General features: G+C 40.6%; 15 protein-coding genes and 1 pseudogene. 8 read left to right on the top strand and 8 right to left on the bottom strand.

Going from position 1 to position 19,254, the window contains the following annotated elements:
• The first annotated feature begins 138 nt into the window (after nt 1-138).
• From N1I80_RS08405 to N1I80_RS08390, 4 genes are read left to right on the top strand one after another with little or no spacing between them, the layout of a single operon-like run.
• Nucleotides 139-1,164, top strand: coding sequence for a methionine ABC transporter ATP-binding protein (locus N1I80_RS08405; RefSeq protein ID WP_340737433.1), 1,026 nt, complete (start codon nt 139-141; stop codon nt 1,162-1,164).
• On the top strand, nt 1,154-1,816 hold the full coding sequence (locus N1I80_RS08400) for a methionine ABC transporter permease (RefSeq protein ID WP_340737432.1): 663 nt from the start codon (nt 1,154-1,156) through the stop codon (nt 1,814-1,816). Before N1I80_RS08405 ends, N1I80_RS08400 begins: the two co-directional genes overlap by 11 nt.
• 46 nt (nt 1,817-1,862) lie before the next feature.
• On the top strand, nt 1,863-2,723 hold the full coding sequence (locus tag N1I80_RS08395) for a MetQ/NlpA family ABC transporter substrate-binding protein (RefSeq protein ID WP_340737431.1): 861 nt from the start codon (nt 1,863-1,865) through the stop codon (nt 2,721-2,723).
• A 22-nt stretch (nt 2,724-2,745) separates the two neighbouring features.
• Complete coding sequence (locus N1I80_RS08390) at nt 2,746-3,948, top strand: M20 family metallopeptidase (protein ID WP_340737430.1); 1,203 nt, start codon at nt 2,746-2,748, stop codon at nt 3,946-3,948.
• Nucleotides 3,949-4,148: 200 nt separating this feature from the next.
• Here the strand turns inward: N1I80_RS08390 and N1I80_RS08385 are convergent, their stop codons facing one another.
• The 3 genes from N1I80_RS08385 to N1I80_RS08375 all read right to left on the bottom strand — a co-directional run bounded on the left by N1I80_RS08385 (nt 4,149) and on the right by N1I80_RS08375 (nt 9,946).
• Entirely contained in the window at nt 4,149-4,271 is a 123-nt protein-coding gene (locus N1I80_RS08385; protein ID WP_340737429.1) for a hypothetical protein, read from the bottom strand.
• 213 nt (nt 4,272-4,484) lie between these two features.
• Nucleotides 4,485-7,688, bottom strand: coding sequence for a DEAD/DEAH box helicase (locus N1I80_RS08380; RefSeq protein ID WP_340737428.1), 3,204 nt, complete (start codon nt 7,686-7,688; stop codon nt 4,485-4,487).
• A 134-nt stretch (nt 7,689-7,822) separates the two neighbouring features.
• Nucleotides 7,823-9,946: an ATP-dependent Clp protease ATP-binding subunit gene (locus N1I80_RS08375; protein WP_340737427.1), complete on the bottom strand. Its 2,124-nt coding sequence runs from the start codon at nt 9,944-9,946 to the stop codon at nt 7,823-7,825.
• Nucleotides 9,947-10,391: 445 nt separating this feature from the next.
• On the opposite strand from N1I80_RS08375, the gene N1I80_RS08370 reads away from it, so the two are divergent.
• A complete protein-coding gene (locus tag N1I80_RS08370) occupies nt 10,392-11,009 on the top strand; it encodes a C40 family peptidase (RefSeq protein ID WP_340737426.1) in 618 nt (205 codons plus the stop codon).
• A 139-nt stretch (nt 11,010-11,148) separates the two neighbouring features.
• Here the strand turns inward: N1I80_RS08370 and N1I80_RS08365 are convergent, their stop codons facing one another.
• The 3 genes from N1I80_RS08365 to N1I80_RS08355 all read right to left on the bottom strand — a co-directional run bounded on the left by N1I80_RS08365 (nt 11,149) and on the right by N1I80_RS08355 (nt 13,514).
• Nucleotides 11,149-11,562 (bottom strand): pyridoxamine 5'-phosphate oxidase family protein, encoded by a 414-nt coding sequence (locus tag N1I80_RS08365; protein ID WP_340740003.1) that lies wholly within the window; start codon nt 11,560-11,562, stop codon nt 11,149-11,151.
• Between the two features lie 203 nt (nt 11,563-11,765).
• The gene (locus tag N1I80_RS08360; RefSeq protein ID WP_340737425.1) at nt 11,766-12,443 is read right to left on the bottom strand and encodes an ABC transporter ATP-binding protein; all 678 of its coding nucleotides are present in this window, start codon (nt 12,441-12,443) and stop codon (nt 11,766-11,768) included.
• A 3-nt stretch (nt 12,444-12,446) separates the two neighbouring features.
• Nucleotides 12,447-13,514 carry an ABC transporter permease gene (locus N1I80_RS08355; protein WP_340737424.1) on the bottom strand — a complete coding sequence of 356 codons (1,068 nt, stop codon included), beginning with the start codon at nt 13,512-13,514 and terminating at the stop codon, nt 12,447-12,449.
• A 217-nt stretch (nt 13,515-13,731) separates the two neighbouring features.
• Between N1I80_RS08355 and N1I80_RS08350 the strand changes: the two genes are divergently transcribed.
• Complete coding sequence (locus N1I80_RS08350) at nt 13,732-14,301, top strand: biotin transporter BioY (RefSeq protein ID WP_340737423.1); 570 nt, start codon at nt 13,732-13,734, stop codon at nt 14,299-14,301.
• Nucleotides 14,302-14,441: 140 nt separating this feature from the next.
• On the opposite strand, the gene N1I80_RS08345 is transcribed toward N1I80_RS08350, so the two are convergent.
• Entirely contained in the window at nt 14,442-14,768 is a 327-nt protein-coding gene (locus tag N1I80_RS08345) for a YnfA family protein (protein WP_340740002.1), read from the bottom strand.
• Nucleotides 14,769-15,180: 412 nt separating this feature from the next.
• On the opposite strand from N1I80_RS08345, the gene zwf reads away from it, so the two are divergent.
• Nucleotides 15,181-16,632: a glucose-6-phosphate dehydrogenase gene (gene zwf / locus N1I80_RS08340; protein ID WP_340740001.1), complete on the top strand. Its 1,452-nt coding sequence runs from the start codon at nt 15,181-15,183 to the stop codon at nt 16,630-16,632.
• A gap of 119 nt (nt 16,633-16,751) precedes the next feature.
• Nucleotides 16,752-17,009: pseudogene (locus N1I80_RS08335) on the top strand (NADP-dependent phosphogluconate dehydrogenase); the annotation flags it as partial.
• 43 nt (nt 17,010-17,052) lie between these two features.
• Here the strand turns inward: N1I80_RS08335 and ptsG are convergent.
• Nucleotides 17,053-19,092, bottom strand: a complete 2,040-nt coding sequence (ptsG, locus tag N1I80_RS08330) for a glucose-specific PTS transporter subunit IIBC (RefSeq protein WP_340737422.1) — start codon at nt 19,090-19,092, stop codon at nt 17,053-17,055.
• Nucleotides 19,093-19,254: the final 162 nt, after the last annotated feature.

Genomic DNA, 19,254 nt, shown 5'->3' with positions numbered 1-19,254 from the left:
CGGCGTGGCGTTTTTTGCCACAGAGCAACTTTGACTTATGACCCGAGCTCTTGGCGCCCGAAGACTAGACGGGAGCATTGCTCAATTCAAAATCTGGATGCAATTACGCCGGTGCGTAATTGATTAGGAGGTTATTGCATGATTGAATTTAAAAATGTCTCGAAGACGTTTAGTCTTGGAAAACGGGAGGTGCACGCGGTTAAAGATGTTTCCCTTTCTGTTAAAAAAGGTGAAATATACGGCATTATCGGATTTAGTGGTGCCGGAAAAAGCACATTGCTGAGATTAGTCAATATGCTAGAGCGTCCAACTTCTGGATCCGTGTTCATTCAAAATGTTGACGTTAGCTCACTATCAGCGAAGGAGCTGCGTAAGCAACGCCAAAACATCGGAATGATATTCCAAAACTTCAATTTGTTTAACTCGAGAACTGTTGCCGGCAACATCGCTTATCCATTGAAATTGGCCGGTGCATCCAAACGAGAAATCCATGAGCGTGTACAAGAGCTACTCGCTTTTGTTGGACTATCCGATAAGGCAAAAGATTATCCCGACCAACTCTCTGGTGGCCAAAAACAACGCGTCGGGATTGCACGGGCGCTCGCAAGTTCTCCAGAAGTATTAATCTGTGATGAAGCGACCTCCGCTTTGGATCCTGATACAACCGCTGATATTTTACGGCTATTAAAAAAAGTCAACAAGGAGTTAGGCATAACGATTCTTCTAATTACACATGAAATGCATGTCATCCAATCCATTTGCGACAATGTAGCAGTCATGGAGCAAGGCGAAGTGATTGAATCAGGAGCAGTTTTTGAAACTTTTACCAATCCGCAACATTCAACTACGCAACGTTTTATCCAATCGATTCAACAGGACTTACCTTCAGAAAAGCTCTTGGACGAATGGCGATCCAAAGGGGGTACCCGGTTATATCGCGTCATTTTCAAAGGTGAAATTGCAAGTGACCCTGTATTATCGCAAGTAACTCGGAAATACGGTATCGATTTCAACATCGTCTACGGTTCCGTTCGGGAGCTTCAAGAACGTTTTTTCGGAAATCTGCTCGTGTCATTTGAGGGTGATCCAACAGCGATTCAAAAAGTATTGCAGGAACTTGAAACACTTGTTGACATAAAGGAGGTCATTAAAGATGAGAGTTGATTGGTCCACGTTTTGGCCACGGATTGTAGAGGCGACGGGCGAAACGCTCATTATGGTGATTGCCACCCTTATTTTCGGTTCAATTATAGGAATTTCCCTTGGTCTTCTACTATTTGTGACAAGAGAAAATAATATCTTGGAAAATAAAGCCGTTTCGCAAGTATTAAATATTTTCATTAATATCATACGCCCGATTCCATTTATCATTTTCCTAGTTGCCATTTCACAACTAACAAGATTAGTTGTCGGTACAACGATTGGAACGGCTGCAGCAATTTTCCCAATGACAATTGTGGCAAGTTTCGTTATTGCCCGAGTCGTTGAGAATAACTTGGTTAGTATTGACCCCGGCGTTATTGAAGCCGCACAAGCAATGGGAGCAAGTCCCCTTCGCATCATCTTTACCGTATTAATTCCCGAAGCGCTTGGGCCGTTGATTTTAGGGTTGACTTTCGTCTCAGTGAGTCTAATCGATTTCTCCGCAATTGCCGGAACAGTTGGGGGCGGTGGCCTTGGACACATTGCCATGACTTATGGTTACCAGCGGTTCGATGCAAGTGTCATGATTGTAACGGTTGTCATTCTCATTCTTATGGTGCAACTTGCGCAGTGGATTGGAAATACGCTTTCTAAAAAGATTATGCGTCGTTAATAAATGATTTAAAAAATAAATGAACTTACTAAAAGGAGAAGAAAAAATGAGAAAATTATTGATTTTATGTTTAGCAATTGTAACTGCAGCTATATTAACTGCGTGTGGTGGAAAAGACAATGCGGATGGTGAAATAGTCAAGGTGAAAATAGGCGTTAATGGTTCAGATGGCGTTCAGTGGCCGATTCTGCAAGAAAAAGCAGCAAAAGAAGGCATCGACATCGAACTGATCGAATTCGCAGATTATGTATTGCCTAATAATGCACTTGCACAAGGCGATGTTGACTTAAATGCATTCCAACACTTCACCTTCCTAGCCCAATATGTAAAAGAAAGTGGAAATGAACTTGTTCCAATTGGCTCGACGATGTTTGCACCACTCGGCGTTTACTCTGAAAAAATTAAAGATATTTCCGAAATCAAAGAAGGCGACAAAATTGCAATTCCTGATGACCCGTCAAACCAAGCACGTGCACTACGTCTACTAGAAAGTGCTGATTTAATTTCACTATCAGATGACTTTGGATTGTTTGGGGATCCGACGAAAATTACTGCAAATCCATTGAACCTAGACATTATTCCAATGGTTGCTCAACAAACACCACGTGTATTACCAGATGTGACTGCTGCGATTATTAACAACGGAATCGCTGGACAAGCAGGATTCTCACCAGGTGAGGATCCAATCTTTAGAGAATCAGCTGACGATGAAAATATTTACCCATATGTGAATTTAATCGCAGCAAGCGCGAAAGAAAAAGACAATAAAACATTCAAGCGCATCGTGGAGTTATATCAAGAAGAAGATATTGAAAAAGCAGTCGAAGAAGATACAAAAGGTGGATCTTATCTTATTAGGTTGACACAGGAAGAGATTGATACAGTCTTTGAGGATCTTAAAAAATAATTAAAAACGGGGGACATTCATAATGAGCATTATAAAAGAAGAGTCGCACACATTATTCCAATCGATTGAAAAGAACCGTGAACTATATATTCAAACGAGTCAGGACATCCATGCAAATCCGGAAATCGGCAACGAAGAAGTATATGCGAGCGCTAAACATGTAGCGCTGTTGGAAAATGCAGGATTTGAAGTGAAAACAGCGGTTGCTGGTCATGAAACATCGTTCTATGCTGTGAAAGACAGTGGAAAAGAAGGTCCGACAATCGCTTACCTTGCTGAATATGATGCTCTCCCTGGATTAGGACATGCATGTGGGCATAATATTATTGGAACAACAAGTGTTGCCGCGGGGATTGCACTCGCGGAAGCACTTCCTGAAATAGGCGGACGTGTCGTCGTTCTTGGGACACCTGCTGAAGAAGGCGGACCAAATGGAAGCGCGAAAGGTAGCTTCGTAAGACATGGCTTCTTAAAAGATGTCGATGTAGCGCTAATGATTCACCCATCCGGTAAAACTGCGACTACAGGGGATTCACTTGCTGTGGATCCACTCGATTTTCATTTTTACGGAAAACCTGCGCACGCATCAGGTTCACCCGAATCAGGCATTAACGCATTAGACGCTGTTATTCAATTATTCAACGGTATTAATGCACTTCGACAACAACTCCCGTCTGATGTGCGGATTCACGGCATCATTACGCACGGCGGGGATGCCCCTAATATTATTCCGGAATACGCATCCGCACGTTTCTATATTCGTGCGGAATCATGGAATAAAACAGTTGAAGTATCTAATAAAGTTCGAAATATTGCTGAAGGCGCTGCCCTGGCTACAGGCGCAACCGTCAAGATTGAACGCTTCCAAAATGAAGTGAAAGATCTAGTCCTTAACCCGGTTCTAGATGCGGTCTTGGAGGAGGAGCTTTCTGCACTCGGCGAAGTCGTTCATACCGAAAGTAGAAAAGGTAAAGGTTCGACGGATGCAGGAAATATTAGTTACGAGGTTCCAACTGCACATCCGTATATCAAAATCGGTCCAGATAATCTTATCGCGCACACAGATGAATTCAGAGAAGCTGCAAAATCAGAACTCGGAAATGAAGCCTTACTTACAGGCGCAAAAGCCCTTGCGTCAACAGGTTATCGTTTATTAACAGATTTTGAATTACTCCATCGTGTGAAGCAGGAATTTGAGCAGGCATTGGCCGCGAAGGCGGAGTAATATGTGGCGCGCCCTACATGCAGCAGCAAAATATTTCTGAATGGTAAAATCATATTTGATGCCAGCCTATCACAGTGTGATGATGTGATTTAACAGAGCAGAAGATTTTCTTTATTTCAGACACCGACATGTATAATTGTAAACCCGAAGAATCCCTTTCCATTCTTACTCCGGAAAGGGATTCTTCATGAATTTTGGTTTTATTCTACAAAAGAAAGTCGAGCATTTTTTTGGAAATGTGCAAGGGTTTGTTTTGCTTCGGCCTGGTTTGCAAACTCGAAAATTCGGACAAATTTTTGTTCAAATACTGTTACTACCCACATAGCTGCATTCTCCTTTTCGCTTTCCATATTTGTTGTTATTTCTAGTATACTCTACTTTTCATCATCAAAAAGCACTATGTGAATAACTTCACAATTCATTCAAATTCAAAGCGCTTACATATGGAGACTTTGTGGCGTTTCCAGAAAGACTGCTAGTTTTGCTTACTAAAAAAGACGCAGTATCACCAAACATCAAAAAAACATTTCCTTCCCTCAAATCGATAAAATCTCCCGAATATCATCTTCCGACAACGACGATAGCATCGTTTCGCCCGTTTGAATAACCTGATCGATTAATTCCTTTTTACTTTGCTGCAGCTCATTAATCTTCTCCTCTATCGTTCCTTGCGCTATCAATTTAATAACTTGAACAACATTTTTCTGGCCCATTCGGTGAGCCCTGCCTATCGCTTGCTCCTCGATTGCCGGATTCCACCAGAGGTCATAGAGAATAACCGTGTCTGCCCCCGTTAAATTAAGCCCTGTTCCGCCTGCTTTTAATGAGATAAGAAAAATAGATTCAGCTCCTCCATTAAAATCATCAACAAGCTGAACGCGTTCCTTGGCAGGTGTTTGACCATCTAAATAGAAGCAACTTTGTCCCTCTTGCACAAGTTTTTCTTGAATAATCTTTAACATACTTGAAAACTGCGAAAAGATTAACATTTTCCGGCCATTTTCCTGTCCATTTCGAATAATCTCCAATAACTCTTCTAACTTTCCGGACTGTCCTTCATAATTATCGATGAATAAAGAAGGATGACAGCAAAGCTGACGTAGCCTCGTTAATCCGGCAAGAATTTTTATCCGCCCCTTCCCTATACCTTCTGTAGCTAGAGACTCTTGTGTTTCTGTACGGATTTTATCTAAATAACCAAGATAAAGTTCTTTCTGCTCTTTCTTTAATTCGGAGTAATGGACCGTTTCAATTTTGTCCGGTAATTCCGTTAAAACATCCTTTTTTAACCTTCTCAAAATAAAAGGCTTCACAAGCCTCGCGATATAATCTGGTTCTAAACTACGAAATGTTTTCTGATCATGCAAAAATCCAGGCATAATTGCTTGAAAAATCGCCCATAGCTCGTCCAATGAATTTTCAATAGGCGTCCCAGATAGAGCAAATCGTTTATGTGCTGTTATTGCTCTGACTGCTTGGGCTATTTTAGACGCATAGTTTTTAATGGATTGTGCTTCATCTAGAATAAGCGTATGGAATTCTTGCTCCTTATACCACTCTATGTCCTGCCTCAACGTGTGATAAGACGTAATGTAGACATCAGGAAGCTGTTCTTGTTCCAAAACATTTTTTCTTTCCTGAACTGTTCCTGTTGCAATAGCGACTCGTAATTCCGAAGAAAACTTCGTGAATTCATTCTTCCAGTTATAGACTAGTGATGCGGGAGCAACTACGAGTACTGGCAAAGCGGGTTTCTCCGATTGAATATAAGCAATACATTGTAGAGTCTTCCCTAACCCCATGTCATCCGCTAAAATGCCACCAAGTTGGTATTGCGCTAATGACTTTAACCACTGGAAACCCGTTACTTGATAATCTCGTAAAGTAGCTTGAAGTGTATCCGGTATCACATAGTCTTCTTCGTCTGGTGATTTAATAGCACTGATAAATTGACGGAAACTTTTTCCGAATTTACGTTGCTGTTTATCCAACTTCGTTAAACGTTCGTCAATTTGCAAACCACGGTATAAGGGCAGATTCATTTTGCCATCAATCATTTCAATCGATTTATCGTTTAATTCTTTGTATAAGTCGGCCACATTCACCAACTGTTCGTCATTCAATGACAAAAAGGCCCCGTTTGGTAAGCGCACATAGCGTTTCTTTTCTATTACAGACTGAAGAATATAGGGAACCTTGTCACGATCCACCCCATCCATTGAAAAGTCCACCTCTAACAGATTACCGCTCGAGTGGACATCCACTGCAACTTTCGCTATTTTCTCTGTCGGTATAATCAATGATTTAATGGCTGGCGTTAAAAAGATATCTACCTTGTCTTCCAGCGCCGACAAAGTATCGTATAGAAATCCAAATATGTCTTCCTCATCTTCCGAGTAATACTGATTTCCACTCACTTTCAATGCCGATTGTTCGAATGTATCCATAAATTGTTGTTCTTGCTCTGCCTCTCGGATTAATATCGTTTGTTCCTCATTCACCTGTGTTTCACTTTGTGTAATCGGGTTAATCACAATTGAATCATAATGATACTCGACCTTGACATCAATCCGATCGCTAGTCCCCTCAACAAACATTTTGACGCGTAATGGAGGATTCATAATGATTGTCGAGACAGTCTTCGCTACTTTCACCTGACCCACTTGCTTTAACGTTGGCATAGCTTGTGAAACAAATGCCCCTACTTGCTCTGCTGATATGGGAATGACTGAACTCCCACGACTTTGCATCAAAGGAATGAATTGCTTAATTGTCTGTTGTTGTACTGTCGATAATTTATGTAGTTTTCCATTATTTGCATACCATCCATAACCTTCATAATAGTGGCCTCCCGTGTTTCCTGTTACTTTCAACTGAAATTCCTTGGACATGCCATTTTCAAGGGAAAAGGAGAAGGGAAGATCAGCTTCATCAATTTGTAGTTGACCATAAAGAAAATCTTGTTGCTCAAACAAGCAATTTCGATGTTGCAACACAAAGAGCAAATCATCCGCTGCATAAGGAGGAATAACCATGCTTTTTCCAGTTCTCGAACTGCCTCTCCACGTATTTGTATCATAGATTGTTTCAGCCTGATAAAACTGCATTAATTTTTGAATAACCACCCAGTCATCCTGTTGGAACACATGATAACTAGGATCATAAGAAAAATGCTTGCCAAACTTCAATTCAGTGTTGTTTGAAATACTATCCAATAACTCTCTAATTTCCTTGACGATATATAAGCGTTTGATTCCTATTTTCAACTGAATTTCCATAATATCTTTTTCCTTATAATAAGTTTCCGAAGTATAGGCCTTTAATGAAAACTCCACCTTCAGTTCACTATCTTCAGCAGCCGTCAACTTCGTCTGTTCGTGACTCATTTTCCCTAAATTCTCTATCAACTCCCCTGCCAGTCGATACCTGGCATTTTTCGTGCCATTTCCTTTACGACGCGTCGGCGAATTTTCCCAATTAACAATTGCCAATAGTGTGGCACAGACATGTTTACAATCCCAAGATGAGCGATGTGCGGGACAGTTACAACTATCATGAATATCGTACCCATCCAATTTAATTCTTACTGTATAAATTTCGCTTCCGATAACCTTCGCGCTCCATATATTCCCTTCACATTCTAAATTATGTACTTTACCACCTTTATAATACCCCTGACCACGGCTGAATGTAGTAGGCGTATAGAATGAACGTATTGCATTTTCATCTAATTTGTTCATGTGGTTTCACTCCTTCTATCAATGGCTGCTTTTATTATATAACAATCTTTATCAAGTTGTTCTTCAAACGAAAATGTATACCATTTAAACCTCGAAAACACCCCTGAAATAATTTTCAGGGGTGTCAGATACCATTACACTCTGCTTACTACAATTTCTTCATCCACAACATCGACATAGACTTTTTCAATAAACTCTTCTTCCAACATCAGATCAGTTAATGGATCCTCGATTTTGTCTTGGATAACTCTACGCAGCGGTCTTGCGCCGAAACGTTTGTCGTAGCCTAGTGTGACCAGTGCACGCTTAGCTTCCGAAGAAATCGTAATGTCTATCGCATTTTCTTCTATGGTAGCTTGTAAATCCACGAGCATTAAATCAACAATTTCAAGGAGATTTTCTTCCGTTAATTCATTGAACGAAACAATTGCATCGAAACGGTTAAGGAATTCCGGTTTGAAATAGTTCCCTAGCGTTTCTAACATCGCGACGGATTCATGGACGGTTTGATTGAACCCGACGCTTACTTTTTTGTCGCCTGTTCCGGCGTTACTTGTCATAATGATGACCGTATCTTTGAAGCTGACCGTGCGACCGTGCGAATCGGTTAAACGGCCATCCTCCATAATTTGCAGGAACATATTTTGAACGTCTGGATGCGCTTTTTCAATTTCATCGAGCAGTAAAATTGAATACGGATGGCGGCGAACTTGTTCAGTCAATTGACCAGCTTCCTCATGTCCTACATAGCCTGGAGGAGAACCAATAATTTTGGATACCGCATGTCTTTCCATATATTCGCTCATATCCAGGCGAATTAGCGCATCACGCGAACCGAATAGCTCTTCCGCCAGCACTTTCGTAATTTCTGTTTTACCGACACCTGTTGGACCTACAAACAAGAAGGAACCAATCGGACGGTCTTTCGCTTTGAGCCCTGCACGGCTTCGACGGATGGCTTTGGCAATTTTATCGACTGCTTCTGCTTGACCGATAACCTTTTTACTTAGGTTATCTGCGATGCCTTTCATTTTCGCTTGTTCTGCTGCTTGTAGCTTTGTCACGGGAATTCCTGTTTTTTCTTCGACAATCAACTCGATATCTGCCACTGACACTTCTCCGTGTACTATTTCTTCACTTTGATTTGCCTCTTCCAGCTTTTTACGTAATTGAATTTCCTCATAACGTAAATTCGCCGCTTTTTCATAGTCTTCCTTTTCCGCTGCCAGCTCTTTTTGTTGAATCACTTCATTGAGACGGATTCCGATTGACTTAGAATCGGCTGATGTATGCGCAAGATTTAAACGTGCTCCAACTTCATCCATCAAGTCAATCGCCTTGTCTGGTAAAAAACGATCTTGTATATAACGCTGTGATAACGTGACAAAGGCTTGTACCGCCTCATCCGAATAGTGCACACCATGGAATTCTTCGTAACGATCTTTAATGCCATTCAGAATGAGAATCGTATCTTCTGCAGATGGTTCTTTCACGATAATCGGTTGGAACCGGCGTTCAAGCGCAGCATCTTTTTCAATTTGACGATATTCTTTCAACGTCGTTGCACCTATTAGTTGTAAGCCGCCACGTGCTAAGGCTGGTTTCAAAATATTACCGGCATCCATTTGTGAGCCTTCTGCCGTGCCTGCTCCAACGAGTAAGTGAATTTCATCGATGAATACAATGACATCCTTCCGCGTCTGAAGCTCTTCAATCAGTTGTTTCATCCGTTCTTCGAATTGTCCACGAATGCCCGTATTCGTTACGAGTGAAGCGACATCTAACAAGTACACTTGTTTGTTCATCAGTTTTACAGGGACATTACCTTCATGGATTCTCACAGCAAGCCCCTCGGCAATAGCCGTTTTACCAACACCCGGTTCTCCAATTAACACCGGGTTATTTTTATTTCTTCGATTTAACGTTTCAATGACGCGCTTTACTTCTTTGTCACGTCCGATGACTGGATCAATCTGTCCATCCTTGGCATCATCTGAAAGGTTTTTGCCAAGTTGGTCTAACAAACCAGTACCTTTATTGTCATTTACCTGTCTCGTTTGTGTTCGCGCCTGCTGACTACCGTTTGCTTGGGAGAAATACTGTGCATCGTTGTTAAATGACGGCATTTTCCCTGTAGCTAATTGACTTTGGATTTCATGGAAACACTCATGGCATAGGTTGATTTGCATTCCTTGGTGATTCATTTGAAATCTCAAATTCATCGTTGCTTCGTTTTGACCACAATGTTGACATTTCATATATGTTTCCTCCTATTCATTGACTTTGACTATATTTAACCTTTGATTGTAGTATACACTGACCTTTTTTGACTTTCAAGTTAGTTGCTTGGTTTTTGATAGGAATTATTAGGGAGATGAGTTTTCAAATTATTGTTTATTGGAAAATTAAAATTATCCAACAAATCATTCAGCTATATAACTCAAACAACTCCTTACCTCGCTATCATTTGCCAGGAAAGGAGGTTTTATTATTCAGTTTTATTGTTGATTGTTACATTACGGAATCAATATCCGCCCCATTCCCCTCAACATTGGATATGACTCCAAAATATCCCGCTAATTTTACGAATATGTAATGAATCTGTAATCGAACTGCTGTTGAACCCGCATGCTTATTCGCCTACTATTGATATATAGTCATTGACCACTCAATGATTCATAGAAAAGGTGGCTGAATTACATAATGAAAAAATTAACATGTTCACTAATCTTGGCAGGCTCTTTAGCTTTCGGAATCGCAACAACTAATGCAGAAGCAAGTACACATACAGTCAAAACTGGGGAATCGTTATGGACAATTTCAAAATCAAACAATGTGTCCGTATCTGATTTGATGAAATGGAATAACTTAACGTCAGACGCACTTCATCCAAAACAAGTCTTACAAGTATCAGGAAAGAAAAGCGATTCAACAAGTGCGACCGAAACAACTACTAAATCATCCACTCCAGCAATGAGCGTTGTGGATCAGGCGATGAAGCTAACAGGTATCCCTTACGTATTTGGCGGGACAACAGTGAATGGATTTGACTGTAGTGGATTTATACAATATGCGTTCAAAAAGTCAGGGAAAGACATATCACGCACCACGCTGAGCCAATTTGCTCAATCGAAAAAGGTAACCTCACCCCAGCCCGGGGATTTGGTCTTTTTCCAAAATACATATCGTAAAGGCATTTCACATGTCGGTATTTACATTGGCAATAATAAGTTCGTCCACGCTGGGGGCAAGCAATCACAAGTAACAAGTTTAGACAACAGCTATTGGAAATCAAAATTTCATAGTTTTAAACGCTTGTAAACAAAAAATCTCAGCCATCTACTTAGGCTGAGATTTTTTCTGCATGCGATGCTACCTACAACTCACCGGCTTGAACCAAAGCCAATTGAGATAGACAATCCAATAATTAGTGTTGCATTAGTAACTATTCTATTGCCGCTTATAATTCAATCGTGGCTGGCTCTTCACCTTTTTTGTTCATTAAGCGGATTGCGCTTGGTGTCACTTTCAAAATGACAAGGTTTGCATCTTCAGGACCACTGAACCAGTGTTTCAAATGCTCATTCCAAATTTTCTCCTTTGCTTTTTTGTCGTCTGAGATAGTGACTGTTCCTTCAATTTCTAGAAAGTCATCTCCGAAACCTCCTCCATCGTAGCCAATTAATATGTGTGTATGTGGATTTTCCTCAAGTTCATCCACTTTTTGCGTTTGCTTTGATGTTGCGGTGTAGAGTATAAATTCTTCATTGAAAAATGTCATGTACCGTGTGTGGGGCTTGTTTTGTTGAATCGTTGCCATTACACCAATGGAGCTTTCTTCCAAAACTTTTAGCGCTTTTTTTCTTGTATCGATAACGATCTACTCTCCTTTTCAACGTCGTCATAGTTTGTCTCTTGACACCCAAAATTAAACATCACAAATAAGGATAGAAATAATACGTTCCAGATTGTTTCACATCAGCAAAGTAACATCGAACGTTCCGATTTTTGCTATAAGATGTTTAACCCGAAACATAAGAAAACCGCTTCCCTCTATATCAAGGAAAGCGGCAAATTTCATATCTTTTCTTCTAAGACCAACACACCATCGATCATTTTATACACCTTGTCACAATAGCCAACTAAACGGATATCATGCGTGACGACAATCGTTGTCGTATTTTTACTTTTCGTTTCATTTTTCAACAGTTCCATCACTTCGTAGGCGCGATCCGAGTCAAGTGAGGCCGTTGGTTCGTCTGCTAAAATAATAGAGGGATTGCTGTAAAGCGCTTTAGCAATAGCAACTCGTTGGCGCTCACCACCCGACAAATCGGCTGGATATTTCGTGCGCAATTCACTAATTCCCAAGTCTTCATATAGCCCTTCTAATTCTGTTTCTGTCATGTTTCCTTTTTTCACTTGGTCTAATAGTTTTAACTGATTAGCTACGGTAAGAAATGGGACAAGATTCGACGCTTGCAAGATGAAGCCAATTTCCTTCAGCCGAATTTTTGAACGCTCTTTTTCATTCAATGTCGCTAAATTCGCTTTATTGATGATGACATCTCCTGAAGTTGGTGATTGTAGACCACCTACAATTGTCAAAAATGTGCTCTTCCCTGAGCCGGATGGGCCAATAATAGCGATAAGCTCTCCTTTATCAGCCGTAAAATTTGTTTCCTTCAAGGCATTGACTTGCTTATGGCCGCTGCCAAATGTCTTTTTCACTTCTTTTAATTCTAACACTGCCATCATTTATCCTCCTATCGCTTTCAATGGATCGATTCTAACAATCGTAAAGACGGAGAACACTGCACCCGCTATCGCAACGACAATTAGCACCAGCCCATAAAAAATCATCGTCGCAAGATCAAGTGCGATAGGTACTCCTGCCGGTAGAAATGCATTGGTTATTAGTGTCAATACTAAACCAACAGTCACACCTATCGTTGTCAAGATGAATGTCTGCGCGATGACAGAACTAGCAAGATAGCGGTTGGAGATTCCTTGTGCTTTCATGACGCCAAACATGCTAATTTTCTGGACTGTCAGTACATATAAGAAAATCGCAACGATAACAGACGATATACCAAATAGGAAATAGATCATTAGCGTTAATGTTAAATTCTGTTCCATATATCCTGGCATGCTGTGTATAAATGGCTCGATTTCAATGGCTTCGAGTGAATCCTGTTCCGTGACAGTGACCCCATCGTCACCACGGACAACGATACCATTGATGCGGTCTTTATTTATTTCAGCGGCCTCTCCAAATTTAACCCGCTGGAAAGTGGTAAGATCACCGTATAAGACTGGTGCCGCTGTAAATCGCGCATGATCAGTGAAACCGACGATCGTCAGAACTTCGTCTGATGAGGATAACTGCAATTCATCCCCCAATTTGAAGCCCTCTCGTTTCAATGAATCGTTGGCAATGACTTCATTATCATCTGCGAATGGTTTACCTTCTATCACCGTTGGCATAATAAATGCATCTTTCTTAATACCAAAAATCGAGACATTTTTCTTACCATCTCCATTGGTTGCAATGGCATTGATTTGCCCGATGACAGCGATTTCATTCGCATGAACCGCTTCGACATCATCGAGTACCATTGACGATTGAGATAGGCTCTTATCAGATTCTTCGGTCAGTACTATAGCTGTTGCCTCCCATTTGTCAATGGCCTCCCTATTCATAGCCTGTAAGCCATTGGCAAGACCCGATAGAAAGAATACTAAATAGGATATAAGCATTAGTACACCCATGATGAGCGTAAAGCGAAGTTTATTCTTTTGAATTTCATTCCATGCTAAAAACACCCTTGCACATCCTTTGTAATTTATTTCAAAACGTCCTACTTTTCATTTTACCAAATTTGAAGAAACTATCCTTCCATTTTTATGTCTTTTAAATGAACAATATCTTTACGTCAACACATTTAAAATTCAAGTTGACTTATATAACTCAATTGTACTACAATAAATGAGTAAACTATATAATTTTAATAGTTAACCAAATAAAGGGGGATTTCACACAATGCTAGAATCACGTTTCAAATTACAAATGATGATTACATCCGCACTTTTTGCAGCTATTATTGGGGTTTTGGCACAAGTCACTATTCCACTACCCCTTGTTCCTATTACTGGACAAACTTTAGCAATTGGACTTGCTGCAACCATATTAGGTGCACGATATGGAACTTTATCTATCCTCATTTATTTATGTATGGGTGCCATCGGTATACCGGTATTCGCACAAATGACGGGCGGCTTAGGGATTCTCTTCGGTCCTACGGGTGGTTATTTAGTCGGGTTCATCCCCACTGCATTTATCATCGGCTATTATCTTGAGAAGACAAGGTTCACCATTAAACACGCCATGATTGCAAACGTCATTGGGATGTTTGTTGCCTTAGCGTTTGGAACGGTTTGGTTAAAAATCATTGCCGATCTATCATGGACAGCAGCATTTACCGGTGGTTTTGCACCTTTTCTTATCACAGGAATACTAAAAGCAGCTTTAGCAGCATGGGCTGGTATCGCTGTTAGAAATCGGTTGAAATCGACAAGTTTGTTAACTGCGCGTAGTTTAGAAGCGAAATAAGCAGCGAAAAAGACATCCTAATTTATGGGATGTCTTTTTCGCTGCTTAGGAAACTATAAAATCTCATACTGTGAATAAGTTACGCTATAGAGATTTTTCGTCTAGTCTCCGAGCACCTTTTGTTCTTGCAAAACAGCTCATCATTGCCTAGGTGCAAAAAGAATAACTGATACACCTACTAGACAAATGGCGGCACCTATCCAATCGTAGACATCAGGTGCTTTTTTGTCGACTCCCCATCCCCATAACACCGCTAAGACAATAAAGACTCCTCCATACGCTGCATAGACTCTACCAAATGAAGGAAATGCTTGGAAAGTAGCGATAACGCCATATAAAGCTAGTGTTACACCGCCAATTAGCCCCCAAAAGATCGGCTTCCCTTCCCGTAACCAAAGCCATATTAAGTAGCCACCACCTATTTCGGCCAATCCAGCTATTATAAACAAGACGATTGCAGCAACTATTTCTCTCACTTCCAAACTTATTTATATACTATTATTAGCAGTTACACAGCCATTTGTCACCCGATTAATTTCTGTCACTTTTCCGCTTTATCTTTGTAGATCGTCATACCTTCATAAATTGTTCCTGTCACATCATACATCTTCATGCTAACAAACGCCTTTTATTTTTTCAGAATCTGTTTATCAAACTATTTTATCATAAATAACCGTATATTTTTACTTCTATAGACAAAAAAATTCGGACTTACATTAATAGAACGTAGTTGGTATACTGGAAACTGTTGTGATTATCATTCATCGCATAAGAACATACTGATGAAAAAGTAGGAGAGAATAGAATATGAATTATGAAATTCCTTCGGAAGATTTCGACAGGAAAGTTGGTATAAACGATTTCCAAGAGGAACCGGTTATGACTGACATGACATTTGTTTTATTTGGAGCAACGGGAGATTTAGCAAAACGAAAGCTATTTCCTGCACTATATAATTTATTTCTCGATGGTAAAATGCCAGACGCTATCTCGATTATCGGTCTTGGCAGAACCCATTATCTACACGATGATTTCCGATCTGTGGTGGAAAAAGCACTCCGGGAATATTCTAGAAGACCTATTCAGACGTCTAATTTACAAGATTTTCTAAACTACTTTCAGTACTTTATATTCGATGCGACAAGCAAAGAATCTTATCAGAACTTACACGAACTCATTCAAAGTAGGGAAAGTGAATTAGACATACCCGAAAATCGACTTTTCTATCTGTCTGTTGCCCCCCAATTGGTCGATGTGATTTCGTCCAATCTTAACGCCAGTGGCATCAGTCAAACGAAAGGCTGGAAGCGACTCATTGTTGAAAAGCCGTTTGGCAGTGACCTGAAATCGGCTCAGCAATTAAATAAGTGTTTGAGCATAGCTTTTCGTGAGGAAGAGATTTATCGAATCGATCACTATCTTGGAAAACCAATGGTCCAAAATCTTGAATCATTAGTATTTGCCAACCCAGCACTCGGATTACTATTAGATCATACACAAATTGCGAATGTTCAAATCACTGCTAGTGAAACGGTCGGGGTAGAATCTCGTGCCTCCTACTATGATCAAGCGGGTGCCATTCGGGATATGGTCCAGAATCATCTTCTTCAATTAGTAATGATGACCGCACTCAATCTTCCAGAGCAATTAACAGCTAAAGAAATTGAAAATAAAAAAATTGAAGTGATCACTTCTCTTCGTCCTATAAAAAAAGAAATAGTCTACCAAGATATTATTCGAGGTCAGTACATAGCTGGTGAAGTTCTAGGTACACCGGTAGTTAGCTATACTGAGGAGCCTGGAGTGGATAGATCCTCGACGAATGATACTTACGTGGCAGCACGTTTATATATTGATAATCCATCATGGAGCGGAATTCCTTTTTATATTCGCACCGGGAAAAGGACTAATGAAAAATCGACACGTATTGTCATGGAATTTAAGAGCAAGGTAAATGATACAACTAAACTTTTAACGGAAGGAATCACTCCAAACTTATTAATCGTGGAAATTAGTCCAAACGAGAATATCTCTTTACGGGTGAATATGAAAGATCCTTCTAAAAACCGTTTTATCCCTACTTCCATCAACTTCTCAACTACAACGGAAGATCAACCAGAGGCCTATGAACTGCTTCTATTCGACGCAATGATTGATAATGCAACCTTCTTTGCGCACTGGGAAGAAGTCGAATTATCATGGAAGTGGATCCAACCAATCATTGAAGCATTTCAGGAAAATCTGTTGCCTTTACATACCTACCCTGCTGGCTCGACAGGTCCTGATGCAGCCAATCAGCTATTGCAGGACGATCAATTTAAGTGGTGGTAAGCTACAGTTGATCAATCAAATATAGATCATTACGAACACGAAGGAATGAGTAAACACCATGAGTACACAGCAGATGGGCGTTATCGATTTAGGCGTGATGGGGATGAACCTAGCAATATGATGGTGCAGGCCATTATGTTAAAATGGTTCACAACGGCATTCAATATGGTGACATGCAACTCATTTCCGAAGCCTATTTCATCATGAAACATACCCTCGGTTTTGAGGCACAGGATTTGCATGATGTTTTCTCTGAATGGAATAAAGGGGAGCTTAATAGCTATCTCATTGAAGTCACAGCTGAAATTTCCACAAAGATGGATGAAGATACCGGAAAACCACTTATTGACCTAATTTTAGACGTTGCTGGGCAAAAAACTAAGTATATAAAAAATCAGGAGCCGATTTGGCTCCTGATTTTTATTTTTCAATTGTCACAATATGTTCTTCTTTTAATTCAACAGTACCTGACTTATTCAAAACGATTGATTCACCTTCAAATAAATTCGTAAAGATGATTGGTGTAATGATGGACGTCGCATGCTCTTGAATATAATCAATATCAACGTTCAATAATGGTTGTCCTTTTTTAACACGATCGCCTTGTGCGACCAATGCTTCAAAGCCTTCACCGTCCAATTTAACAGTATCAATCCCAACATGAATTAGAATTTCTCTTCCTGAATCGGATTGAATACCTAATGCATGTTTTGTCGGGAAAAGTGTGACGATTGTTCCGTCCACCGGTGAAACAACGGTTCCATCTGATGGAATGACTGCAAAACCATCACCCATCATTTTCCCTGCAAATACTGGATCAGGTACTTCTGATAGTGGGACGATTTCACCTTGCATCGGTGAGACGAAGTCGTCTGGCTGACCATTCGAAGCAACAGCTGGAACAGGCTGTTTAACTTCTTCCGCACGCGGTCGTTTGCCACTGATGACATCTTGCATCTGTCCTTTAATAATTTCAGAACGCGGGCCGAAAATCGCTTGAATATTATTCCCAACTTCAAGCACACCTGCTGCACCTAACTTTTTCAATTCTTTTTTATCAACCTGACCGCTGTCTTTAACAGACACACGGAGTCTTGTAATACAAGCATCTAAATCGACAATATTTTGTTGTCCACCCATCGCTTCTAAGATATTTGATGCTAAAGCACCGGCATCTTTTGAACCCTTCTCTAACTCTTCGATATCTTCATCTTTTTCACGTCCCGGCGTCATAAGGTTAAATTTGCGAATAGCAAAACGGAACCCGAAGTAATAAATGACAGCGAAGACGAGTCCCACTGGAATAACCATCCACGCATTTGTTTGTGGATTAATAGCCCCAAACAGAATATAGTCAATCAAACCACCCGAGAAAGTCATACCAATTTTAACGTCTAATAAATGCATCGTCATGAATGATAAACCTGCAAATATTGCGTGAATCCCAAATAACACAGGTGCTACAAACAAGAATGAGAATTCAATTGGCTCTGTGATTCCCGTTAAAAATGACGTTAACGCTGCAGATCCCATAATACCCGCCACGATTTTCTTCCGTCGAGGATCCGCTTCATGATAAATTGCAAGAGCTGCTGCTGGTAAACCAAACATCATAAATGGATATTTCCCTGTCATAAATGTCCCAGCCGTTAGTTCTTGCAAACCATCCTTGATTTGCGCTTGGAAAATTGGATTATCTCCTCGAATCACTTCTCCAGCAAGGTTAACGTACGATCCAAATTCAAACCAAAACGGTGTATAGAAAATATGATGCAATCCGAATGGAATGAGTGAACGTTCAATGACACCAAAGACAAATGCAGATAGCGTCGTATTCCAGTTCAACACAAAATTAGAGAATGCATTCATCCCATCTTGGATTGGCGGCCAAATGAAGACCATGAGCAATCCAAGCACTACCGCTGACGCTGCTGTGGCAATCGGTACAAAACGTTTTCCAGCAAAGAAGCCGAGATACGACGGCAACTCAATATTGAAAAATCGGTTGTACATCGCCGCCGCGAGCACCCCAACAATAATACCTCCAAACACACCTGACTGAAGGGATGGTACACCCAACAACAAAGCATAAGCTGGATCGCCTGCCTCTAGCACTCCCTTAGCAGAAAGACCTAACGCTGTTCCCATGGTAGCATTCATAATTAAATACCCCACAAGCGCGGCAAGAGCAGCAACCCCTTCACCGCCCGCTAAGCCAAGGGCAACCCCAACAGCAAACAAAATCGGTAAGTTGCCAAATATAATGTCCCCTGACTCTTCCATAATTGACGCAATCTGTTCAACCCAGCCCGCCTCAAGAAACGGTGCAATATTAGTGAGTACCGGGTTTTGTAACGCATTACCAAACGCCAGCAACAGACCCGCTGCCGGTAAAATAGCAACTGGTAACATCAATGCCTTACCAATCTTCTGTAAAACACCAAAGATTTTTTTAAACATCATTATACCTCCTCTTTTTATTTATGAAGTCATCGGATTTTACTACAATAAAAAAAGGCATGAGAAAAAATAATTGAAAATAGTCCACAAGAGTCCCCCCTTGTAACCGTCATCAATCATCTTTGTACTCATGCCTGATCGTATCAGTAACACGTATGCAGA

This window comes from Sporosarcina sp. FSL K6-3457 (assembly GCF_038007285.1).
Lineage (GTDB): Bacteria > Bacillota > Bacilli > Bacillales_A > Planococcaceae > Sporosarcina.
This window is presented reverse-complemented; position numbering and strand designations above follow the sequence as displayed.